General features: G+C 71.0%; 18 protein-coding genes. 3 read left to right on the forward strand and 15 right to left on the reverse strand.

All coding sequences use genetic code 11. The annotated features are described in order from the left end of the window. Positions 1-127 precede the first annotated feature (127 nt). Positions 128-2,863: an aconitate hydratase AcnA gene (gene acnA, locus KYK13_RS06105; RefSeq protein ID WP_223642689.1), complete on the forward strand. Its 2,736-nt coding sequence runs from the start codon at positions 128-130 to the stop codon at positions 2,861-2,863. Between the two features lie 84 nt (positions 2,864-2,947). On the opposite strand, the gene KYK13_RS06110 is transcribed toward acnA, so the two are convergent. The 8 genes from KYK13_RS06110 to KYK13_RS06145 all read right to left on the reverse strand — a co-directional run bounded on the left by KYK13_RS06110 (position 2,948) and on the right by KYK13_RS06145 (position 12,358). Continuing rightward, complete coding sequence (locus KYK13_RS06110; RefSeq protein WP_223642691.1) at positions 2,948-3,370, reverse strand: HD domain-containing protein; 423 nt, start codon at positions 3,368-3,370, stop codon at positions 2,948-2,950. Between the two features lie 31 nt (positions 3,371-3,401). Continuing rightward, positions 3,402-4,028 (reverse strand): hypothetical protein, encoded by a 627-nt coding sequence (locus KYK13_RS06115; protein ID WP_223642693.1) that lies wholly within the window; start codon positions 4,026-4,028, stop codon positions 3,402-3,404. Positions 4,029-4,054: 26 nt separating this feature from the next. Further along, positions 4,055-5,158, reverse strand: a complete 1,104-nt coding sequence (locus tag KYK13_RS06120) for a PilW family protein (RefSeq protein WP_223642695.1) — start codon at positions 5,156-5,158, stop codon at positions 4,055-4,057. Continuing rightward, on the reverse strand, positions 5,155-5,754 hold the full coding sequence (locus KYK13_RS06125) for a type II secretion system protein J (RefSeq protein ID WP_223642697.1): 600 nt from the start codon (positions 5,752-5,754) through the stop codon (positions 5,155-5,157). Before KYK13_RS06125 ends, KYK13_RS06120 begins: the two co-directional genes overlap by 4 nt. Continuing rightward, complete coding sequence (locus KYK13_RS06130) at positions 5,751-9,944, reverse strand: hypothetical protein (protein WP_223642699.1); 4,194 nt, start codon at positions 9,942-9,944, stop codon at positions 5,751-5,753. Before KYK13_RS06130 ends, KYK13_RS06125 begins: the two co-directional genes overlap by 4 nt. 244 nt (positions 9,945-10,188) lie before the next feature. Further along, on the reverse strand, positions 10,189-10,581 hold the full coding sequence (locus KYK13_RS06135) for a peptide chain release factor-like protein (RefSeq protein ID WP_223642701.1): 393 nt from the start codon (positions 10,579-10,581) through the stop codon (positions 10,189-10,191). A gap of 85 nt (positions 10,582-10,666) precedes the next feature. Further along, a complete protein-coding gene (locus tag KYK13_RS06140) occupies positions 10,667-11,374 on the reverse strand; it encodes a hypothetical protein (RefSeq protein ID WP_223642702.1) in 708 nt (235 codons plus the stop codon). 84 nt (positions 11,375-11,458) lie between these two features. Next, positions 11,459-12,358 carry a histone deacetylase gene (locus KYK13_RS06145; RefSeq protein ID WP_223642703.1) on the reverse strand — a complete coding sequence of 300 codons (900 nt, stop codon included), beginning with the start codon at positions 12,356-12,358 and terminating at the stop codon, positions 11,459-11,461. Positions 12,359-12,489: 131 nt separating this feature from the next. On the opposite strand from KYK13_RS06145, the gene KYK13_RS06150 reads away from it, so the two are divergent. Next, entirely contained in the window at positions 12,490-13,794 is a 1,305-nt protein-coding gene (locus tag KYK13_RS06150; protein ID WP_223642704.1) for a VWA domain-containing protein, read from the forward strand. A 6-nt stretch (positions 13,795-13,800) separates the two neighbouring features. Here KYK13_RS06150 and KYK13_RS06155 read toward each other — a convergent pair whose 3' ends face one another. The 5 genes from KYK13_RS06155 to KYK13_RS06175 form a co-directional block, all read right to left on the reverse strand. Further along, on the reverse strand, positions 13,801-15,465 hold the full coding sequence (locus KYK13_RS06155) for a hypothetical protein (protein ID WP_223642705.1): 1,665 nt from the start codon (positions 15,463-15,465) through the stop codon (positions 13,801-13,803). Next, complete coding sequence (locus tag KYK13_RS06160) at positions 15,462-16,289, reverse strand: ABC transporter ATP-binding protein (protein WP_223642706.1); 828 nt, start codon at positions 16,287-16,289, stop codon at positions 15,462-15,464. The genes KYK13_RS06155 and KYK13_RS06160 overlap by 4 nt, the downstream gene beginning before the upstream one ends. Positions 16,290-16,374: 85 nt before the next feature. Further along, positions 16,375-16,755 (reverse strand): response regulator, encoded by a 381-nt coding sequence (locus tag KYK13_RS06165; RefSeq protein WP_223642707.1) that lies wholly within the window; start codon positions 16,753-16,755, stop codon positions 16,375-16,377. 102 nt (positions 16,756-16,857) lie between these two features. Further along, positions 16,858-17,886, reverse strand: a complete 1,029-nt coding sequence (locus KYK13_RS06170) for an amidohydrolase family protein (protein ID WP_223642708.1) — start codon at positions 17,884-17,886, stop codon at positions 16,858-16,860. Next, positions 17,883-18,122 (reverse strand): hypothetical protein, encoded by a 240-nt coding sequence (locus KYK13_RS06175; protein ID WP_223642709.1) that lies wholly within the window; start codon positions 18,120-18,122, stop codon positions 17,883-17,885. The genes KYK13_RS06170 and KYK13_RS06175 overlap by 4 nt, the downstream gene beginning before the upstream one ends. 327 nt (positions 18,123-18,449) lie before the next feature. Here KYK13_RS06175 and KYK13_RS06180 point away from each other — a divergent pair, with 327 nt between their 5' ends. Then, positions 18,450-18,725 (forward strand): hypothetical protein, encoded by a 276-nt coding sequence (locus tag KYK13_RS06180; RefSeq protein ID WP_223642711.1) that lies wholly within the window; start codon positions 18,450-18,452, stop codon positions 18,723-18,725. Positions 18,726-18,871: 146 nt separating this feature from the next. Here KYK13_RS06180 and KYK13_RS06185 read toward each other — a convergent pair whose 3' ends face one another. Both KYK13_RS06185 and ggt read right to left on the reverse strand, forming a co-directional pair. Further along, positions 18,872-19,654, reverse strand: a complete 783-nt coding sequence (locus KYK13_RS06185; protein ID WP_223642713.1) for a TatD family hydrolase — start codon at positions 19,652-19,654, stop codon at positions 18,872-18,874. Positions 19,655-19,675: 21 nt separating this feature from the next. Beyond that, the gene (gene ggt / locus KYK13_RS06190; RefSeq protein ID WP_223642715.1) at positions 19,676-21,439 is read right to left on the reverse strand and encodes a gamma-glutamyltransferase; all 1,764 of its coding nucleotides are present in this window, start codon (positions 21,437-21,439) and stop codon (positions 19,676-19,678) included. Positions 21,440-21,644: the final 205 nt, after the last annotated feature.

Below are 21,644 nucleotides of genomic sequence, written 5' to 3' on the forward strand. Positions count from 1 at the left end.
CGGGTCTGTAAGTCCGGGGTTCGAACCAACCGTCCACCGCCTTCAACGCGGTGCAGGAACCCTTTGCATGCCGGGGGGGACACGCCTAGAAGTTGCGTCATTCCGGCACGGAAGGACGGCAACGCACATGACGGACAGTTTCGGCACCAAGGCCCAGCTCAAGGTGGGCTCGGCCACCTACGACTATTTCAGCCTGGCCACGCTGGCGAAGGCCCACCCGGCGGTCAACCGCCTCCCGTTCTCGCTGAAGGTCCTGCTGGAGAACCTGCTGCGCAACGAGGACGGCCGCGTCGTCAAGCGCGAGCACATCGAGAAGATGCTCGCCTGGGACCCCAAGGCCAACCCGGAGACGGAGATCTCCTTCCACCCCGCGCGCGTGCTGCTCCAGGACTTCACCGGCGTGCCCGCCGTCGTGGACATGGCCGCCATGCGCGAGGCCCTGGCCGCCATGGGCGGTGACCCCGCGAAGATCAACCCGCGCAACCCGGCGGACCTGGTCATCGACCACTCGGTGCAGATTGATTCGTTCGCCACCACCGCGGCCTTCAAGGAGAACGCGGAGCTGGAGTTCGAGCGCAACCGCGAGCGCTACGCCTTCCTGCGCTGGGGCCAGAGCGCGTTCAAGGGCTTTGGCGTGGTGCCGCCGGACATCGGCATCTGCCACCAGGTGAACCTGGAGTTCCTGGCGCAGGTGACGTTCCGCCAGGGCAGCACCGTGTACCCGGACACGCTGGTGGGCACGGACAGCCACACGACGATGATCAACGGCCTGGGCGTGGTGGGCTGGGGCGTGGGCGGCATCGAGGCGGAGGCGGCGCTTTTGGGCCAGCCCATCACGATGCTCATCCCGCAGGTGGTGGGCTTCAAGCTCACCGGCAAGCTGCCCGCGGGCGCCACGGCCACGGACCTGGTGCTCACCGTCACGCAGATGCTTCGCAAGAAGGGCGTGGTGGGCAAGTTCGTGGAGTTCTACGGCGAGGGCCTGAAGGGGCTGTCGCTGCCGGACCGCGCCACCATCGCGAACATGGCCCCGGAGTACGGCGCCACCATCGGCTTCTTCCCGGTGGACGAGGAGAGCTGCAACTACCTGCGCTTCACCGGCCGCCCGGACGACGTGGTGGCGCTGACGGAGGCGTACGCCAAGGCGCAGGGCCTGTGGCTGGACGCCGGCGCGCAGGACCCCCTCTTCAGCGACACGCTGGAGCTGGACCTGGCCGCCGTGGTGCCCAGCCTCGCGGGCCCCAAGCGTCCGCAGGACCGCGTGCCCCTGAAGGACATGAAGTCCGGCTACGAGAAGTCCCTGGTGGAGATGCTCGCCGCCGGCAAGAGCAAGGGTGAGGACGACGAGGGCCCCAAGGGCGGCGCCAAGGCCCCCGCGGCCCCGGTGCCCCCGGAGCGTCTGGCCCAGGCCGTCACCGTGAAGGCGGGCCGCCAGAGCTACCAGATGGGCCACGGCGCGGTGGTCATCGCGTCCATCACGTCCTGCACCAACACGTCCAACCCGGCGGTGCTGGTGGCCGCGGGCATCCTGGCGAAGAAGGCCGTGGAGAAGGGCCTCAAGCCGCAGCCCTGGGTGAAGACGTCCCTGGCCCCGGGCAGCCGCGTGGTGACCGAGTACCTGCGCGACGCGGGCCTCCTGCCCTACCTGGAGGCCGTGGGCTTCCACGTCGTGGGCTACGGCTGCACCACCTGCATCGGCAACTCCGGCCCGCTGCCGGAGTCCGTGTCCAACGCGGTGGTGGAGGGCGACCTGGTGGTGGCGGCGGTGCTGTCCGGCAACCGCAACTTCGAGGGCCGCATCAACCCGCACGTGCGCATGAACTACCTGGCGAGCCCCCCGCTCGTGGTGGCGTACGCGCTGGCCGGTGAAGTGGGCCGCGACCTGGACACCGAGCCCCTGGGCACGGACCCCAACGGCCGCCCGGTGTTCCTCAAGGACATCTGGCCGTCCAACGAGGAGATCAAGGAGACCATCCGCACGGCCGTGAAGCCGGAGCAGTTCCGCCGCCAGTACGCCAACGCCATGGAGGGCGACACGCTCTGGCAGCAGCTGCAGGTGAGCAAGGGCTCCACGTTCAAGTGGGATGACAAGTCCACCTACGTGCGCAAGCCGCCCTTCTTCGAGAACCTCCCGAAGGAGCCCAAGGCGGTGCAGGACATCAAGGGCGCGCGCGTGCTGGCGCTCCTGGGGGACTCCGTCACGACGGACCACATCTCCCCGGCGGGCAACATCGCCAAGACGAGCCCCGCGGCGAAGTACCTCATGGCGGAGGGCGTGGAGCCCAAGGACTTCAACTCCTACGGCGCGCGCCGCGGCAACCACGAGGTGATGGTGCGCGGCACCTTCGCCAACATCCGCCTGAAGAACCTCCTGGTCCCGGGCGTGGAGGGCGGCGTCACGGTGCACATCCCCACGCGTGAGCGGATGAGCATCTACGACGCGTCCATGAAGTACCAGGCGGACGGCACGCCGCTGGTGGTGCTGGCGGGCGCCGAGTACGGCACGGGCTCCAGCCGCGACTGGGCGGCCAAGGGCACGCAGTTGCTCGGCGTGAAGGCCGTCATCGCCAAGAGCTTCGAGCGCATCCACCGCTCCAACCTCGTGGGCATGGGCGTGCTGCCCCTGCAGTTCGAGGCGGGCCAGGACGCGCAGTCGCTGGGGCTCACCGGCCACGAGACGTTCGAGATCACCGGCATCGCGGACGGGCTGGCGCCGCAGAAGAAGCTCACCGTGAAGGCCACCGGTGAGAACGGCACCCGCGAGTTCACCGCGCTGTGCCGCATCGATACGCCGAACGAGCTCGACTACTACCGCAACGGCGGCATCCTCCAGTTCGTGCTCCGCCAGCTCGCCAAGGCGTAGACCTCGCGGACGTCACGCGGTGGTTCGCGGCCCGGCCGCCCTCGCTGCATGGGAGGGTCGCCGGGCCGTCGTCTTTCATCCCGGCTACTCCGCGCGCAGGCGCGTCCAGGCGGCCACGTAGCGCGACAGGCGCTCGGCGTCCTTGGGGGTGACGTCCTTCAGCCGGCGCACGTCCATGTTGTCCTCCAGGTCCGCCAGCTTCACGCGGCGGGCCAGGGGGTGGGGGCGCAGCCGTTCGATGAAGGCCTCGTAGGTCTCGCCCTCGCGCTTCGTCAGGCAGTCCAGCGCGGACAGGACGTCCTCCGGGTAGCCCAGCTCGCGCAGGCGCTCCAGCGTGTACGGCGTGTCCTCCACCACGTCATGGAGGATGGCCGCGGTGCGCTCCGCGTCCGACGACAGCCGCAGCATCACCCGCAGGGGGTGGAGGATGTAGGGCTGTCCTGCCTTGTCGCGCTGACCCTGGTGCGCGGCCACCGCCAGGGCGATGGCGTCTTCGAGCGTGGGCATGGACCAGAGCTTCGCACGCCCGGCGGGCGGCTCAGTGGTTGAGATTGCCGGAGCCCGTGCCGCCCGCGGACTGCGCCGTGTAGGCGTGGCCGCCGCCGTTGTACTGGAGGATGCCCTCCACGGAGAGCACGTTGGGGTCCTGCTGGTTGCTGTCGCCGCGGCGCGGAATCAGCGTCTCGCTGATGCACAGGGCGCCCACCACCACCTGCTGATCATTGTCGCGGTCCCACGCCGGGGCGAGCGGCTTGAACTCGTCCTCGTTGTCCCGGATGTAGATGTACACGTCGTCCTTGCCGTCGCCGTCCAGGTCCGCGAACAGCGCGGGGTTGGCCATCTTGATGGCCGCGCGTCCGGCGGCGGTGCGCGGGTCGGCGGGGGCCGGGTTGGTGGGCGAGTGGATGGGGTCGTAGACGCCCGGCAGGCCCAGGAAGGTGTTCCATCTTGCGTAGTTGCGGCCGAAGTAGCCGCGCGCCAGCTGCAGGCCGCTCTCCGCGCAGCCCTGCCGCTGCCCCGTGCGGCTGAAGGTGACGGCGCGCGTGCGCTCGCTGCTGGCGTAGGCCATCACGCCCGCCACCAGCCCCAACAGCACGGTGACGAGCAGCACGACGAGCAGCAGCGTGGCGCCGCGGGCGGAGCGGGACGAGGGGCGCGGGGACATGGCGGAGGTCCTCATGGAAGACGGGCTCACAGGCTGGCCGAGGCCAGGTTGGGCAACTCCGCCCGGCGCGAGAAGAGGCTGCGGAAGTAGCCGTCCGCGGCCCCCGGGGCCGGGGCGTGGTTCTCCACCGCGAGGGGCAGGTCCTCGGAGAGGACGGCCTCGTTGCGGTTGTCGCGCCGGGGCGAGCGGCCGGTGGCCACCACGCTGACGCGCACGGAGCGCAGGCCCGGCGTGAACTCCGGCCTGAGGCCGTTCTGGAAGGCATAGTGGGCGGGGTCGCCCGTGTTCGAGGCGTCCAGGCCGAAGGCCACCTGGAAGTCCTCCACGTAGTCCTGCACCACCACCGGGTCGCCCATGTCCACGAAGGGGCGCCCCGCCGCGTCGTTGCCGGGCCTGCCCTCGGCGCGCATCAGCGCCTTGCGGCCGGTGTTGGCGTTGGTCCCGATGAAGAAATGGAGCAGCCGCACGGGGAACACCAGGTCTCCGCGCTGGAAGCCGCCCTTGTGGGGCGCGTTGGAGAAGCCCGGCACGCCGGTCTCCAGGTAGGTCACCGTGGCCGTGGGCGGGGTGCTCGCCACCGCCGCCTGGGTGAGCAGCGCGGCGCTCTTCATGTTGCTGGCCACCAGCATGCGGTTGGCGGGCGCGGCGCCGCTGGGCACGCCCACGCAGTTGACCTCCAGGGCGCCGGTGCCCGGCTTCACCACCGTCATCGCCGCGCCCGGCGCGCAGTCGCGGCCCAGGTAGTTGCGGTCCGGTACCACCAGCCACAGGTCGTCGCTGCCGTCCACGCCCGGCACGTTGCCCGTCGTGGTGGGGGCGAGCACGCCCGCGCCCCCGCCGTCCCCGCCGAAGATGGGGTTGATGCGCTGGGGCACTCCGCCGGACACCACCCAGAGGCCCTCGGACATGCCCGCGCCGGCCTGGCGCACGGCGGACAGCAGCGTCTCGCCCGCGAGCCGCGCGTTGTCATGGCTGTCCGCCACGTGCTCCGTGTTGTGCACCACGCGCCCGCCCGCCAGCAGCAGGGCCGTGGCCGCGGCGAGGATGATGGTGGCGAGCGCCGCGGCCACCATCGTCTCCAGCAGCGTCATGCCGCGCGCCTTCGCGAGGGCCCTCGTCTGGCGGCTCATAGGACGAACACCTCGCTGTGCACGATGGCGCGCTCCGGGCTGTCGTTCTTGCGGTACGCGCGCGTCCAGAAGGTGAAGGGCAGGGCGCCCGCGGGCACCAGCGCCTGCGCCGCGGGAGACAGGTCCTTGGGCAGCCCCTGGGTCACCAGTATCTCGCGGCAGTAGACGTCGCGGGGCAGCACCGAGTCCGGGGTGGCGGCCGTGCAGGGCGTGCCGGCAGGCACGTCCAGCGCCGGCTCCACCTGCCCGGTGGGGCGCACGCGGAAGTAGGCGCCGGTGCCCACGTCACCCGCCACCGGGGCGCTCGGGTCCAGCGTCCAGGGCGCCGTGCCCAGGGCCAGGTCCGGCGGGAAGAGCGCGGGCCGGGTGACCGCCTGGGCGGCCAGGTCCGCCTTGGACGCGAGCCACAGCCGCTGCACGCGCGCCTCCAGCAACATGCGCCGGCCCTGGAGCACCTGGCCGTCCTTCACGTCGCGCGTGGCGGCCACCATGCCCATCACCGCGCCCACGGCGGCCAGCGCCAGGATGCTCATGGAGATGAGCACCTCCAGGATGCCGCTGCCCCGCCGCGAGGCGGAACGAGGGAGGGTTCTCATTCGAGCAACCTCTGGCTCCAGTTGAGGAGCTGGTAGAGCACGCCGTTCTCGCCGTCCACGGAGTCCTTCGCGTTGGGGCTGGAGGCGCCGGTGTTGCCGCCGTTGTCGATGCGCGTGACGCGAAGCGCGCTCACCTCCGCGCCCACGACGTAGTCCGTGGAGGCGCCGCCGTTGTCGCGGTGGTAGACGGCCACGCCGCCGTAGTTGGCCAGCGACGCGCCGCTCATGGGCTGGATGTTCTGCTGCGACGCCGCCGTGTTGCCCAGGTCGATGCTGTACGTGTGTCCGCGGACGGACGCGCTCAGCAGCATGGGGTCGTTCACGGACTCCTCGGCGGTGCTGAAGTACGCGGTGCGCCCGGCGATGGTGATGTTGCCGTAGACGTGCTCGGGCGCGGCGAAGATGAGCGGGAAGGGCGAGGGCTCCTGGAGCACGCCGTAGGTGGTGGACTCCGTGTGGGCCGTGTTCGCGCCGATGGGCGAGCCGTCCAGCCGCTTGCCGTCCGCGCCCAGCGGCAGCCGCAGGCCCGCGTCCAGCAGCAGCGCGTGGAAGCGGCCGCCCACGGTGTCCGGCACCCAGTCCATGCCGGCGGTGCCCACCAGGGCCACCACGTTGCCCTTGTACCGCCCGAAGGCGGAGGTGTCCGCCGCGTCGCGCGGGATGCGCGCCAGGCCGACGTTGGTGCTGATGGGCTGGCTGGTGACGGGCAGCCCGCCGATGTTCATCGCCGAGTACTTGCAGGGCGTGGACTCCGTGCAGACAGGGCCCATGCGCGCCACGTTGACGTTCATGCCGGTGGACGCGTCCAGCTCCCAGAGCCGGCCCTCCATGTCCCCCACGTAGAGGCGCGCGGCGCCACTGGAGTCCTGCGCCACGGTGGGCGCGGCGGGCGCGCTGTTGTCCACGCTGCTGCTGTAGGCCTGCTGCCACTGCCAGAGCTTCTGGCCGGTGGCCACGTCGATGGCGAACACCTGCACGCCCTTGGCGGGAGAGGCCGGCGAGCCCGGCACCGCCGGCGCGCCGGAGCTGTTGGAGGCGACGAAGACGGCGTACACGGGCTCCATGCCCAGCCGGCCCACGCCCACGGACAGCCCGCGCGAGCCGCCCAGGCCGCTGTAGTCATAGAGGCCGCTCGCCTGACGGCCGGGGTCCGCGCGCGGTGGCAGGAGGAAGAGGCTGGAGTCCTCGTCCCAGGTGTACGTCCAGTCCGTGCCGCCCAGGGGCTTGTCCGCCAGCGACACCGCCGAGTACTGCGCGCCGGAGGTGGCGTAGTGGCTGCCCACCAGGTGCCACAGCAGCGAGGGCTTGAGCGGGTTGGTCACATCCAGGGCGAACAGGTCGCGCCCCGTCTGTCCCACGTTGGCGACGAGGACGGTGTGCCACTCGCGGCGGCCGGTGCCCACGAAGTCCGCGAACACGTCGAAGACGACGGGCGCGCTGTTCACCCGCGCGGTGTTGTTGCGCAGGCCGGCCAGCTGCGTGGCCGGCAGGAAGCTCCAGAGCTCCGTGCCTGGCAGGGGCGGAGTACCGGCGCGGAAGCGCTGGGCGAAGTCCGTCTTGAAGCGGGCGGTGGCGTCCGGGTTGGGGAACTGGAGGTTCTCCAGCGGGCCTTCGTAGCGCGCGCCGCCAGAGACGTAGAAGGCGTGGACCTGGCCGTCCAGGCCCGCCGCGTACGCCACCGTGGGGCGGTCGGCGCCCTGGTCCTTGACGTAGGGGCTGGCGGTCACCACCACCGGCGACGAGTGGATGAAGCCGCCCAGGTGCGCCTTGTTGTCCGCCGCGTCGTTGTTGCACTGGCTGGTGGTGGGCTGGAGGATGGGCGTCTCGCCCGCGCCGTCCCGGCCGGACACCGTGGCGTAGCAGTAGCCGCGCACCCGCTGGAGCATCATCGCCACCGCGTTGAAGTCCACGGACAGCTGGGTCTTGTTGATGAACTCGTTGGTGAGGCCGAAGTCCGGGCCGGCCAGCTGCGGCGAGTACTGCGTCGCCTGCTGCAGGTCGCAGATGCCGTCCGAGCCCTTCACGAAGTCGTAGCGGAAGCTGCCGTCGCGCGTCGTGGCGCGGCCCAGCTTCAGCACGTCCACGCAGCCGGGGTTGGGCGAGGAGCCGTAGTTGCGGTTGATGCGCGTGCCGGAGACCTCCTCCGGCTGCCAGCCCACCTGCAGCACCCCGTGCGGCGCCGTGCGGTTGGCGCCCAGGGGCGGGTTCTCCGTCACCTCTCCGCCGAAGTAGGTGAAGAGGTTGCGGTCGCCGGGCGCGGGCATGCGCGAGTCCGCGTTCCACAGGGTCCCGTCCGACAGCGAGTTCTCCCCCGCGGAGAGCGCGTCTCCGCCAATGAGCGAGTGCGCGCGCAGCGTGCCCGGGTAGTAGGGGAACACCCAGTGCGAGCCCTGCGCGGGCGTGTACGTGTCCGCGCCGGGCGGGTAGCCCGTCACGGCGTTGTACGAGGTCTTGAAGAGCAGGGCGCGCGAGCCGTTGCTGTCGCTGCCGTTGGTGTCGTCCAGCGCGACGGGCGCCGACACGGTGCGCTCGCTCTGCAGCGGCTCGCTGCCCAGGTTGAGCAGCGTGTTGAGCACGATGCGCGTGCCCGCGACGCTCCCCTTGAAGTCGTGGCCCGCCAGGTAGACGATGGTCGCCTTCTGCGGATCATTGTCCTTCTGGTTGAAGGAGAAGAAGTCGTGGCCGCGCTGGTTGTTCGCCGCCACCTGCGCCGGGTTGTCGTACTGGTGTCCCGGGGCGTAGTCCTTCCAGCTCACCGCCAGCCGCCGCACGCCGTTCTTGAAGGTCGTGCGGTAGTTCTCCGTGTGGCCCGACACGTTGTTGAAGCGGAAGTCCCCCAGTTGGGAGAAGGGGTCGCCCGGGTTGGGGTAGAGGATGCACGCGGGGCGGGGCGAGGACTCGTTGCGGTAGTCCGGGTCCGTGCAGTTGCGGCCGTTCCAGGTGGCGCCGCCGGACAGCAGGTTCTTCTCGAAGGTGCCGTCGCCCTGGAAGCGCGAGGATTGCACCAGCGTGCCGTTCGGACGTTCGGTGTGCTCATAGGACCAGATGCTGGCGCACTCGGCGAACAGGCCGTTGCCGCGCTGGTTGGTGAAGTACGCGATGTTGTTGAGGACGTTCTCCGCCTGGTTGGCGGCGCCGTCGCCGTTGGCCCGGTATTCGGGCCGGGTGCTGTTGCCGAGCTCCCAGTGCGGCGCCCAGAACACGCGGTAGCGCGGGCGCTGGGTGGCGGGGTCCTCGGCGTTGAGCAGGCCGTGGGGGAAGGCGGCCGTGGAGATGAGGTCCGCGTTGGCGTGGAGCGCGTCGTAGATGAGGCCGGGGCGCCCGCCGTTGAGGGTGCAGCCGCTGGTGCTGCCCTGGGGGCAGCCGCCCGCGCCCGGGAAGTCCAGGCCCGCGTTGCGCAGGTAGTCGTCCAGCATGCCGCCCTTCACGTAGGAGCTGTCCGTGGCGTTGTGGTCGTCCCGGTCCAGCAGCGCGATCTTGGGCGGCACGCGGTTCAGGCGCCGGCCGATGGGCGCGTTGAACTCGATGGTGGCCTGGTGCATGCGCACGTAGAAGCAGCCGCTGCCGTTGGTGAACGTGGCGCAGTTGCACTGCCTGCGGAACTTGTTCGGCGCGTCCGGACCGGCGGAGGAGTTCAGGAAGTCGAGCGCGTTCTTCGCGTCCTTCGCGTCGATGATGAAGGCGCCGCCCATGTACTGGACGTCTCGGAAGCCGTTGGCGCTGGTGAGCGTCGCGCTCGCGAAGTTCGGCCGCGCGTCGTTCGTGCTGGTGGCGAAGTTGTCGACGGCCGCTTCCGGGAACAGGCCCCCGGAGGGCAGCGTCTGCATGGGCGGCACCGGCACCACGGGCGCCGCGTCCGCGCGGGAGATGTGGAAGTCGCAGCCGTCATTCCAGCTGGGGTCGTTCCACCGGCCGTTGTTCGGCGAGGGCGGCAGGTGCTTGTTGGTGGGCACGCACCGGTTGGGGGACTGCTTCGTGTCGTCGATGGCCAGGTACACCGTCACCGGGTGGTTGGCGTTGAAGCCGCCGGCCTCGTTGGACTGCAGGAGGCGCCACACCAGGCCGTAGGCCGACAGGCTTCCGCAGCCCTGCTGGAAGGTGGCCTGCTCCGGGATGATGAGCGCGCCCTGACTGAAGGTGACGATGTCCGTGGCGGACGCCGGCAGCGCCGTCAGCAGCGCCAGTCCCAACAGGATTCGCCGCGCCGCGGAAGCTCTGGAGGAGAAGGGGGCCAAGGGTTCACCGGGGGTTGGGGACTCAAGGGACCCGGTCGGGGTCCGGGTCTACCCTCGGCGTGTGCACATCGTATGCCCCGGCGTGGGGGCCTTCCGTGCGGGGGAGCGTCTTGGAAAGAAACCGTGTGGCTGTGGGCGGCCTGCATCAGCGACTACGCAAACGTTGCGAGGTCCGCACCTCCTGCATAGCGGCGGACACTCAGTCGCCCAGCCGGCTCCCCCGGCCGGCCTTCTTCTCGGAGGTGCGCTTCTTGTCCTCCAGGCGCCTGCGCTTGGAGCCCAGGGTGGGCCGGGTGGCCTTGCGGACCTTGGGGACGAAGGTGAGGGCCTGCAGGCCGGCGCGCAGGCGGCGCACGGCGGCATCCTTGTTCTGGGACTGGCTGCGGCGCTCGGTGGCGGTGACGGACAGCTCCGTGGGCGGGTGGGTGAGGCGCACGCCGCTGGCGGTGGTGTTGCGGTGCTGGCCGCCGGGGCCGGAGGCGATGAAGAACTCCACGTCGCAGACCTTGAGCAGGGCCTCGTCATCCAGGGCGAGGGCCTCCCGGGCGGCCTGGCGTCGTGCGGGAGCAATGGGGGTGGTCGGCGGCGTCATGGCGGTCCTCAAGGTAGCGCCGCCGGGACGCCGCTGGTACCCCGCGCCTGACACCCGGGAGCAGGGCCCCCGGGCTCTTCGCGGCTCAGCGGAGGTTCAGGTTGAAGGTGAAGCCCGTCTTGGCGGTGCGCCCGGTCTCGTCGGTGGCCACGAACTTCACCGGATAGGGCAGGGTGCTGAGGGAGCGATCCGTGGTGACGCGCACCTGCGCGGTCGTCTCTCCCGGAGCCAGGGTGATGGGGTCGACGGCGAGTCGCTTGGTGGGGGACTCGAGTGAGATGGTGAGCGCGCCGGTGAAGCCCTCCGCGCGCGTCACCGTCACCGTCGTCTGGCCGGACTGGCCAGGCGTCACGTTCACCTGGCGGGGCTCCACGGCGATGGCGAAGGACGCGTTGGGCTCGGGGGGCTCCAGGATGACCAGGGAGAGGTTGCCCCGGGTGGTGACGTTGTTGGCCGGGTCCTCCGCGATGAGCTGCAGTGCGTTCACGCCGTAGCTCGTGACGTTGGGGGCCACCGTGATGGTGGCGGTGGTGCTGACGATGGTCTCGCCCTTCGGGAGGGAGAAGTCCGGGCCGAAGGTGACGCCCCGGGGGGCGGTCGCCACGCTCACGCGCACCTCCCCCAGGTTGTCCGCGATGCGCTGGATGGCGATGTCATAGGGGACGGAGTCGCCGGGCGCGGCGGTGGCGGTGTCCTCGCCTCCCCACTCCAGGTGGTAGTAGGGGACGTTGCCGCCACAACCCAGGGCCAGCGCACTGACGAGGACGGCGAGACGGGGGAGGGAACGCGGCATGAGGGGCTCCTGGCGCAGCGAAGCAGGGGGTGAGCATGGAGCCGGAGCGCGCGGGCCCGCAAGCGGCTCCGGGGAAGACGGGCGTCAGCGGAACAACGAACAGGCGGAGAGATAAGTCCCGACGTGGGCCTCCAGCGTCGGCGTCAGCGGCCGCGCGTAGCCGCCGCCCAGCGTGAGCACCACGGGGAGTCCGCGCTCCTTCGCCGCCAGCATGACGCGCAGGTCCCGCTCGCGCAGCCCCGCGTGGGTGAGCGACAGCCGGCCCAGGGTGTCCTCCTCCAGCGGATCCACGCCGGCCTGGAAGAAGAGCAGGTCGGCGTGGGCGGACTGCAGGACGTGGGGCAGGTGGGCGTCGAGCACCGCCAGGTACTCCGCGTCCCCCACGCCGTCCTCCAGCCCCAGGTCCAGGTGCGAGGGCTGCTTGCGGAAGGGGAAGTTGTTCTCGCCGTGCATGGAGAAGGTGAAGACGGACGGGTCGCCCGCGAAGACGGCCGCGGTGCCGTTGCCCTGATGCACGTCCAGGTCCACCACCACCGCGCGGCGGATGGCGCCCTCCGCCTGGAGGACGCGGATGGCCACGGCGATGTCGTTGAAGACACAGAAGCCCTCCCCATGGTCGGGGAACGCGTGGTGCGTGCCGCCGGCCAGGTTCGCGCCGAAGCCGTCCTCCAGGGCGGCGCGGGCGGCGGCCAGCGTGCCGCCCACGGACGCGCGCGCGTTGTCCACGAGCAGGTGCGACCAGGGGAAGCCCAGCCGGCGCAGCTCCGCGTCGCTGAGGGTGCCGCCGAAGAAGGCGTCCAGGTAGCGCGCGGTGTGGACGCGCTCCAGTTCGCTGCGTTCCGCGCGGGGCGCCTCGTGGAAGACGGTGGACGCAAGGACGCCGCGCGCGAGGAGGAGCTCGCGCAGCAGGCGGTACTTCTCCATGGGAAAGCGGTGCCCGTCGGGCAGGGGGACCGAGTACCGGTCGATGTGGAAGACGCGCACGGCCCCAGGGCGTAACTCCCGTTCTGGAGGGGTGCAACCGGGGGCGTAGAACTTCCGGAAGGCCTGTCCGTTACAGGAGCAGGCGGCGCGGATGTGCCCGCCCCGCAGGTCCGTCTTTCCGGAGCCCACCCATGAACCTGAAGCCCCTCTCGCGGGCCGTCCTGACGGCCGCGCTCGCCACCGGTCTGTCCGCCACCTCCGCCTGGGCCGTGACGCCCGTCCCCGCGACGTCGCCCACCACCGCGAAGCCCACGGCCGAGAAGCCCTCCGTGAAGGGCGAGCCCTCGAAGCCCACGGGCACGCCCGCTGCCGGGACGCAGGCGTCCACGGCGCAGGGCACGCAGGCCCAGGGGCAGGACGCGCAGGCGCAGGCCCAGGGGCCACGGCCTGAAATCGAGGTGGCGTTCGTGCTGGACACGACGGGTTCGATGGGCGGCCTGCTGGAGGGCGCGAAGCAGAAGATCTTCTCCATCGCGTCCCGCATCGCGAAGGGCAAGCCCACGCCCCACCTGAAGGTGGCGTTGGTGGCGTACCGCGACCAGGGCGACGACTACGTGACGAAGCGCTTCGACCTGAGCGACGACATGGACGCCATGTTCGCGGAGCTGCGCAAGCTCGATGCGAACGGGGGCGGGGACTTCCCCGAGCACGTGGGGCGCGGTCTGGGGGAGGCCGTGTCGCTGCTCAAGTGGAGCCAGGACCGCGAGGTGATGAAGGTCATCTTCCTGGTGGGCGACGCGCCCCCCGCCCAGCGCGAGGCCGCCTGGGACTTCAAGCTCTGGTCCAAGCGCGCGAAGGAGCGCCACATCGTGGTGAACACGGTGCGCTGCGGCTCGGACCCCACCACCGAGGAGTCCTGGCGCTACGTGGCGAAGCTGACGGACGGCACCTTCGACTCCATCGACGCGTCGGGCGGCATGGTGGCGGTGGCCACGCCCTATGACGCGGAGCTGTCGCGCGTGAACGCGGAGCTGGCGTCGAAGACGCTCTACGGCGGCCGCGAGGAGGCCCGGGCCATGAACGTCGCCCGCGCGGAGGCGACCAAGGGCATGGCGGCGGAGGCCGTCGCGGACCGCATCAGCTACATGAAGAAGAGCCGGGGGGCGGGCATGAGCGCCCCCAGGGCCGCGGCGGTGAGCAGCGCGCCCGCGGCCGTCGCGGGCGGCGTGGATCTGCTGGAGGAGCCGGCCGCGCTCGACAAGCTCAAGGACGACGAGCTGCCCCAGGAGCTCAAGGGCCTCAAGAAGGAGGAGCAGGCCGCGAAGGTGAAGCAGCTGGCCGCCGAGCGAAGGGCGCTGGAGGAGAAGGTCGCGAAGCTCGCCGCCGAGCGCGACCAGTGGCTCACGAAGAACGCCCCCGCCAGGGAGGACGCCTTCGACGCCAACGTGATGCGGAGCGTGAAGGCCCAGGCCGCGAAGTTCGGCGTCGCCTACTGAGCCTGGCTACTCGCGGGTCACCGCCCGGAGGACGAGCTCCCGGCGTTGATCCAACAGCCGCATCGCCCAGGGCCGCGTCGCCAGGTACACGCCGAAGTGGAGCACCGCGCACCCGAGGATGAAGGCCACGGACTGCCAGCCCGGTCCGTCCTTCCCCGCGGTCCGCAGCGCATGGCCAAAGGGCATGCAGCCCACGCTGGCCGCGAGGATGCCCAGCATGGACGCAGTGAGGGGGATGCGGTCGCGGCGCTTCAGGCTCGCGTGGAACTTCACCGGGAAGTACAGCGACAGGAAGTTGCCCGCGGCCAGCAGCATGGGCACCACCGCCGCCACCGCGGCCATGGCGCACAGGAAGTCCACCCACGAGCCCGCGCCGAAGTAGACCCGGTAGAAGGCGCCCACCATCACCGCCATCCCCAGCGCGGCCACGCCCTGCACCCGGTTCTTCGCGCGCAGCACGTCCGCCAGGTTCATGGGCGCCGCCAGGAACACCGCGAAGCCGTGGCCGTCGTAGGCGAAGGTGTTCTGCGAGAACGTGGACGCGATGACCACCGCGCCGTAGATGCTCAGGCCGCCCATCACCCACGCGTCCGCGCTGCCTCCCACAAGGAACACGAAGAGGTCCCGGCCGGAGAGCAGCTTCAGCAGGATGGCCAGGATGAAGGGCACCGCCGCCAGGAGGCGCGCGCGCGGGTTGCGCCACAGGTCCAGCACCTCGCGCCGCAGGAGCGTGTCGAAGCGCGAGCCCGTGGTGGCGAACGGGTCGTGGTCCCTGCCATCCCCCCGGTCGCCGCCGGAGCGGCCGCCCGCCTGCCGGTGGAAGCGCATCAGGAGCGCGTACGCCACGCCCATGCCCATGCCGGTGAAGAACAGGAGCCCGAAGGCCTCCAGCATCGCGATGCCCACGCGCCCGTGCGCCAGCTGTCCCAGCCCGTCACCGAAGAAGCCCGGCGGCACCTGGCTGAGCGCCACGGCGGCGTTGATGATGAGGCTCATGTCCAGCGCGCCCACGCCCGCCTCGCCCACGCTGGTGAGCCACGACGTGTCGATGGGCGGGATGAACGACGCGGCGACGAGGAACGCCACCATGCCGCCGCCCATGATGCGCGCGCTGTGCTTTTCGCGGAGCACGTTGATGACCGTGTAGAGGCCCACCCGGCTCCACGCCGCGCAGCAGAGCGCGAACAGCACGTAGAGCACCACCGCCAGCCACGGCGACGCCAGCCGGTGGCGCGACGCATAGCCCACCGCCGCGCCGGTGAGCGGCGCGTAGAACACCAGCGCGCGCGGCTCGAAGAGGCTGGCCACCGTGGAGCCCATCAAGAGCCGGAACGGCGAGATGGGGAACGCGGCGTAGCGCGACAGTTCCGAGTGGTCATCCACGCCCGCGGACAACAGCGGCCACGTCACCCAGGTGGCGGCGGTGACGAAGCACAGCAGGTTGAGGATGAAGTACGGCCACACGTTGCTGTGCACGATGAGCGGCAGCCGCATCAGCTTGAAGAAGCTCAGGCCCAAGAGCACGCCCGGCGCGCTGGAGCCCGCGAACGCCGCCACCGCGAGCAGGCGGCTCTTGCCCGGCCCCTGGTTGAGGCCCAGGTGCAGGCGCAGGCCCCAGAGCAGCAGCAGGTGTTGGAAGAAGCCGGGGACCTTCGGACGCGGGCGGCTCACGCGGACTCCTGGCGCAGCGGCACCACGTTCGCCGCGGGCTCGCCGTAGAACGACAGCTTCGCGTTGCGCGCGGCCGGCACGGCGATCAGCTTCTCGAACACCGCCTCCAGCGTGGATACGCCGTGGCGCTGGCGGAGCGCCTCCACCGGGCCTTGATCCAACATGCGCCCGCCCCGGATGACGCCCGCGTGCGTGGCCAGCCGCTCGGCGATCTCCAGCACGTGCGTGGTGAGCAACAGCGTGACGCCCCTGCGGGACAGCTCGCGCAAGAGCTCGCGGATGACGCCCGCGGCGAGCACGTCGATGCCCTCGAAGGGCTCATCCAGGAGCACCAGCTCCGGCGCGTGGATGAGCGCCGCCGCGATGGCGAGCCTGCGGCGCATGCCCTTGGAGTACTCGGCCACCAGCGCACCGGCCTTGTAGGTCAGCTCCGTCAGCTCCAGCAGCTCCACCGCGCGGGACGCTGCCTCCGGGCCGTCCAGCCCGTACATGCGCGCGCAGAAGGTGAGGTACTGGCGGCCGGTGAGGCGCTCGAAGAGGCTCAGCTCCTCCGGCACCACGCCCACGCGCTGCTTGACCTCCAGGGGCTTTGCCACGGCGTCCACGCCGAGCATGCGGATGGTGCCCTGGTCGGGTCCGTACACGCCGGTGAGCAGCGCGATGGAGGTGGACTTGCCGGCGCCGTTGGGGCCGAGGAACGCGTAGAAGGCGCCCCGGGGAATCCGCAGCTCCAGGCCGTCCAGCGCGGTGAAGGTTCCGAAGCGCTTGACGAGGCCGCGGGCGTCGATGGCCAGCTCGGCCGGTTCAGCAGGAGGGGGCGTCATGAAGGACGCCATCACACCATGGCTCGGGGGGCCGCTCACAATCCTCGGGTTGACGGAGGGTGCGGCCCGCCGGGCGCTTTCCGACTCAGTGCACCATGGCCACTTCCGGCGGCCCGACGATCTGCTGCACGGTGGCGCGCACCTTGTCCAGGTCCACCGGCTTGGAGATGTAGCCGGCGGCGCCCACCAGCTCCGCCTCCCACTCGAAGCCGTAGCCGGAGATGATGATGATGGGCAGGTTGCGCGCCCGCGGCATCTTCTTGAGCGCGTCCAGGAGGCCCCAGCCGCTCATGACGGGCATGCGCAGGTCCAGGAGCACGGCGCCCGGAATGTCGTCCTCCAGCAGGTCCAGCGCCTCGCGGCCGTTCTTGGCCTCGGTGGTGGCATAGCCCATCTCCTGGAGGGCATCGCAGATGAGCGTGCGGTGACTCGCGTCGTCGTCGACGACCAGGATGAAGTTCGACATGGGCTTGAGCCTCTGGAGTGGCGGCGTCTGCTTGGGGACCGCGATTCTATGGGGACGAAGATGGGAATGCCCCTTCCATTGCGGAAGGGCCTTCGTTTCTTTTCAACATCTCGACGCGCCGGGGGACGGTGATCCGCCCTCGCCATAGAGCTGCAGTGTATTGCCGCCCAGCACCCCCGCGAGCGCGGCCTCGTCCAGCCCCAGCCCGGCCAGCGCCCGCAGCTCCCGGTCCCACGCATAGGGGATGTTGGGGAAGTCCGTCCCGTAGAGGACGCGCTCGGGCCGCGCCTCCAGCGCCTTCCTGGGCAGGGGCACGGGGAAGTAGCCGCCCACCGCCATGGTGGTGTCCAGCCAGAGCGTGTCGTGGCGCTCCAGCAGGCGCGCGTACGCGTCGAACTCGTCCGCGCCCAGGTGCGGCACGCACAGCTTGAGCGTGGGGTGGTCCTTCAGCACGCGCTCCACGCGCTCCGCGGCGCAGAGCTGGTATGGATCCACCGGGTACTGGGCGCTGGACGGCTCCCGCCCCGAGTGCATCACCAGCGGCTTCCCCGCCCGGGCGCACGCCTCATAGAGTTCGTGCAGTTGGGGCGCGTCCGGCGCGAAGGCTTGCACGTGGCAGTGCAGCTTCACGCCCTTCAGTCCCAGGGCGAACGCCTCCTCCAGGATGCCGACGGCGCCAGGCTCGCCCGGATACACGGTGCCGAGCCCGATGACGCGGGGCTCGGCCTTCGCCACCTCCGCCACGAAGGCGTTGAGCGCGCGCGCCATGCCCGGCTTGTGGGCGTAGTGCAGGGCGACCACGCGCTGGACGCCCCGCGACAGCAGGAAGGACACCACGTCGGGCGTGTGCAGCTTGTAGCGGATGGGCCAGCCGTACCGGTCGAACCAGCGCCAGACCGCCTCGAAGACGCGGTCCGGGAACAGGTGCACGTGCGCGTCCACGACGGGCGGCAGGCCAGGGTCCACGCGGGGCCCTTCCTCGTCCGCCAGCGCGGGCATGGGCATCTGGATGCCCCGCTCCCGCCAGGTCGCGGCCGGCGAGGAGGCCAGACACGGCACCGGCGCGTCGGCGTCCCCGTGCGTGTGCTCGTCCGGAGCGTGCTCGGCGTGGGGCGTCTGGGGGGGCGTCATCCGCCCGTGCCCGGTCCGGAGGGCTTCTTCGCGTCCTCCTCGTCCAGGCGCCGCAGGTAGCTGTTGTGCGCGTAGCCCTGGCGCTCCAGCCGCTGCGCCTCGATGGCGTCCGCGACCTTCGAGCACACCTGGCCGAGCATGCGCAGGGACTCGGCGATCAACCGCTCCGCGTGGTCCTGCGCATTGGCGGACGGAATGATGGGGCGGTCGCGACGGAACGGCAGGGGCAACTTCATCCGCTGGAATCTAAGGGATGCCCCCCGCGGCTGCCACGCGTCACTCCGGCCCCGTCCCCTGGCCGCCCCTCCCCATCGGACCCGGGGGTCACGGAGTGTTGACAGCGCGACGCGGCATGCGCCCCGGCCCGGGGTTAACCGCGTTGACAGTGCACCACTTTACATTTTGCGCCGGCCGGCCCGCCGGGGCGCCCCTGCGCACGCCCGTGAGCGTTGGCAACCACTCGGAATCCCGAGGGGTTTACGAATTTTCAAGTGGGGGGATGACAGCGGGGGGATTCATCTCTACATTGCGACCGTCGGATTTCACTCAAGAGGGTCCTGCGCATGGCTTACGACGGCGAGCTTGTGAAGATGCAGAATGGTCGCTGGGCGCGATTCCAGCGGTGCCAGGTGTACCGGCCGGGCGTGACGGACGCCGGTGAGACCATGCTCCTGATCGCGGTGGAGCTGGAGGAGCGCTATCAGCAGCTGCTCGACGAGGCGGCGGACTCCCTCGCGGAGTACCGCTCCCAGGGCGTGCCCGTGCAGGTGCGGCTGGCGCCGGACGCGCAGGGGTTGACCCTGCACCCGGAGGAGCCGGTCTCCATGACGGTGAACTAGGCCCCTCCCCAGGGGTGAAGGTGTAAAGCCACGGGCCTCGCGCTTCACCGCGCGGGGCCCGTTGCATTTACAGCGCTGACAGGAGCGGGCGGGCGTCCACTTTTCAACGCACCGCGCGCCACCCGCACGGCGCGCGAATGGCGCGCTCAGTCGTGGATCTGGAAGAAGCGGGCGGCGTTGTCCCGGGTGACCCGCCGCACGATGCGCTCGGACAGCTTCGCCTTGCCCAGCAGGTTCGCGGTGCGCGCGAGCCCCAGGATGTCCCCCGCGCCGTCGCCCGCGTCCGAGTCCAGCACCAGGCGCTCGCTGCCCAGCCGCCGCACCAGGGCCACCGCCCGGTCCGCCTGGAGCGCCTCCGGGTGCAGGGTGAGCCCCGCCCAGTGGCCCACCTCCAGGATGGTCCGCACCGTGCGCGCGTTGGCGTGGTCCACCAGCGCGCGCGACGGCAGCAGCCCCGACTGGCGCAGCAGCGTGAGGATGCGCCGGGTGTGGCGCTCCTTGTCCTTCAGCGGCGTGTGCACCACCACGCGCAGCTTGAGCTGGCGGGCCAGGGCGAGCTGCTCCAGGAAGGCCTCCTCCTCCTCCTCGCCGCCCACGTGCAGCCCCGTCTCGCCCAGGGCCACCACCCGGCCGCCCTCGAAGTAGTCCGGAAGGTGGCCCAGCACCTCCGACAGCCCCCGGCGCGGGATGCAGCGCGGGTGCACGCCCAGGGCGGCCCAGGCGCGGATGCCCAGCCGCTCCAGGCGCGGCAGCTGCTTCTCCACCAGCGCGTCGAAGTGCTGGCGCAGCCCCTTGGCCGTGGGCTCCGGGAAGTGGTGCGCCACCACCAGGGCCCGCTCCACGCCGAAGAAGCGCATGGACTCCAGGTCCTGGTCCGTCAGGGCCTCCGGGTGGAGGTGCGCATCGAAGAGCGGGATGGGCTCGGCCACGGGCAGCGGTTCTCCTTCGCTTCAGTCCTGGCCCGTCGCGGCGCCCTCGTTGCGCGGGTCACTGGAGGAATAGCGCAGGTCGGTGCGCGGGTCGCTGTAGACGGCCTCCGCGTCGCCCCAGGCGTCCACCCGGCGAATCTTGTGGCCCTTGGCCTCCAGCACGGACAGCGTCGCCGGCTCCAGGCCCCACTTGTCCACCCACAGTTCGTCCGGGAGGTACTGGTGGTGCAGTCGGCCCGCGCCCACCGCGCGCGTCACGTCCATGCCCTGGTCCACCACGTTGCTGATGGCCTGGATGACGGTGGTGGGGATGGTGGAGCCGCCGGGGCTGCCCACCGCCAGCATCACCCGCTTCGGGTCCTCCTTCGCGAACACCAGCGTGGGCGACATGGAGGACAGGGGCACCTTGCCGGCCTGGATGGCGTTGGGCTCCCCCGTGACGAGCCCGTACGCGTTGGGCACGCCCGGCTGCGCGGCGAAGTCGTCCATCTGATCATTGAGCAGCACGCCGGTGCCCTTCGCCACCAGGCACGAGCCGAAGCTGTAGTTGACCGTGGTCGTCATGGCCACCGCGTTGCCGTCCTTGTCGATGACGGAGATGTGCGTGGTGTTCTTCTTCTCCGGCTCCGGGGTGAGGGGCTGCGCGTCCCTGCTCAGCGTGGAGGCCGGACCACCCTGCAGCGGCGCCAGCAGCGACGCGCTGGGGGTGGCCTTCTTCGGGTCGATGCTGCCCGCCAGGTCCGCGATGTGTCCGGGCGACGTCAGCCGCTCCAGCGGCACCTGCACGAAGGCCGGGTCGCCCAGGTACTTCGCGCGGTCCACGTACGCGCGCCGCACGGCCTCCACATAGAGGTGGAGCGACTCCGGATCGCGGTAGGGCAGGCCCTGGGGCCGCAGCTGCTGGAGCATGCCCAGCACCTGCACCACCGCGAGCCCGCCCGCGCTGGGCGGCGGCATGGTGAGGATGCGGTGCTCCCGGTAGGTGGTCTCCAGCGGCGCGGGGCTGCGCGTGTGGTAGCTCGTCAGGTCCTCCTGCGTGAGCAGCCCGCCCGCGTCCTGCACCGTCTTCACCAGCGCCTGCGCCACCGGGCCTGAATAGAAGGCCTTCGCGCCGCCCTTCGCGATGCGCTCCAGCGTGCGCGCCAGGTCCGGCTGTTTGATGAGGTGCCCCAGCGGCGGCACGTCCGGCGTCCCCTGCGCGTTGGGCACAAGGAAGATGCGCGCGGCCTCCGCGTCCTGGGCCAGGCACTTCGTGCGGCCCCTGGCCATCTGCTGGTACTTGGGCGTCACCCAGAAGCCCTGCTTCGCCAGCCGGATGGCCGGGGCCAGCACCACCGCGGGCTTGAGCCTGCCGTGCTTCGCCAGGAGCTCCAGGTAGCCCGCCACCGCGCCGGGCACCGCCACGCTCAGCGCGCCGTCCGTGGACAGCCCCGGCACCAGCGCGCCGTCCTTCAGGTACATGTCGCGGGACGCGCCCTTCGGGGCCACCTCGCGGAAGTCCAGCGCCCGTGTCTCACCGGACTTCGCGTCGTGCACCAGCGCGAACCCGCCGCCGCCCACGCCGGAGTGGTAGGGGCCCACCACCGCCGCCACGAACGCCGCCGCCACCGCCGCGTCCACCGCGTTGCCGCCCTTGTCCAGCATCTGGAGCGCGGCCTCGCTCGCGGGCGGATACGCCGTGGCCACCGCACCTCCCCGGTAGGGACGTGCCGCACCCGCCTGAGTCGCCACCAGCAACACCGCGAGTCCCAGCGCGCGGAGCGACTTCCGTCCCGCGGCTCCCATGTGTGCTTTCCCCACCTGTGGACGCCTTTCCTTGTGATTTCCGGCCGTTCCCTAATGCACCAGGGGCCGCACCCGGGCCAGGGTTTCAACAGGACGACATTTTTTTCCTTGGATTGTGAGCGCAACAGGAGCAATCTTTACTCATGTGCAGCAACGGGTGGTGTTCATGAGTCCTCCGAACCCCGTGGAAAGCCCGGCTTTGGTT

Origin of the sequence: Corallococcus sp. EGB (assembly GCF_019968905.1) — a bacterium.
In the GTDB taxonomy this organism is placed as follows: domain Bacteria; phylum Myxococcota; class Myxococcia; order Myxococcales; family Myxococcaceae; genus Corallococcus.

What these genes read in the sequence shown, in the direction of transcription:
- acnA (WP_223642689.1), top strand. Translation starts at nt 128, where the DNA reads ATGACGGACAGTTTCGGCACCAAGGCCCAGCTCAAGGTGGGCTCGGCC.
- KYK13_RS06110 (WP_223642691.1), bottom strand. Translation starts at nt 3,370, where the DNA reads ATGCCCACGCTCGAAGACGCCATCGCCCTGGCGGTGGCCGCGCACCAG.
- KYK13_RS06115 (WP_223642693.1), bottom strand. Translation starts at nt 4,028, where the DNA reads ATGTCCCCGCGCCCCTCGTCCCGCTCCGCCCGCGGCGCCACGCTGCTG.
- KYK13_RS06120 (WP_223642695.1), bottom strand. Translation starts at nt 5,158, where the DNA reads ATGAGCCGCCAGACGAGGGCCCTCGCGAAGGCGCGCGGCATGACGCTG.
- KYK13_RS06125 (WP_223642697.1), bottom strand. Translation starts at nt 5,754, where the DNA reads ATGAGAACCCTCCCTCGTTCCGCCTCGCGGCGGGGCAGCGGCATCCTG.
- KYK13_RS06135 (WP_223642701.1), bottom strand. Translation starts at nt 10,581, where the DNA reads ATGACGCCGCCGACCACCCCCATTGCTCCCGCACGACGCCAGGCCGCC.
- KYK13_RS06140 (WP_223642702.1), bottom strand. Translation starts at nt 11,374, where the DNA reads ATGCCGCGTTCCCTCCCCCGTCTCGCCGTCCTCGTCAGTGCGCTGGCC.
- KYK13_RS06150 (WP_223642704.1), top strand. Translation starts at nt 12,490, where the DNA reads ATGAACCTGAAGCCCCTCTCGCGGGCCGTCCTGACGGCCGCGCTCGCC.
- KYK13_RS06160 (WP_223642706.1), bottom strand. Translation starts at nt 16,289, where the DNA reads ATGACGCCCCCTCCTGCTGAACCGGCCGAGCTGGCCATCGACGCCCGC.
- KYK13_RS06165 (WP_223642707.1), bottom strand. Translation starts at nt 16,755, where the DNA reads ATGTCGAACTTCATCCTGGTCGTCGACGACGACGCGAGTCACCGCACG.
- KYK13_RS06170 (WP_223642708.1), bottom strand. Translation starts at nt 17,886, where the DNA reads ATGACGCCCCCCCAGACGCCCCACGCCGAGCACGCTCCGGACGAGCAC.
- KYK13_RS06175 (WP_223642709.1), bottom strand. Translation starts at nt 18,122, where the DNA reads ATGAAGTTGCCCCTGCCGTTCCGTCGCGACCGCCCCATCATTCCGTCC.
- KYK13_RS06180 (WP_223642711.1), top strand. Translation starts at nt 18,450, where the DNA reads ATGGCTTACGACGGCGAGCTTGTGAAGATGCAGAATGGTCGCTGGGCG.
- ggt (WP_223642715.1), bottom strand. Translation starts at nt 21,439, where the DNA reads ATGGGAGCCGCGGGACGGAAGTCGCTCCGCGCGCTGGGACTCGCGGTG.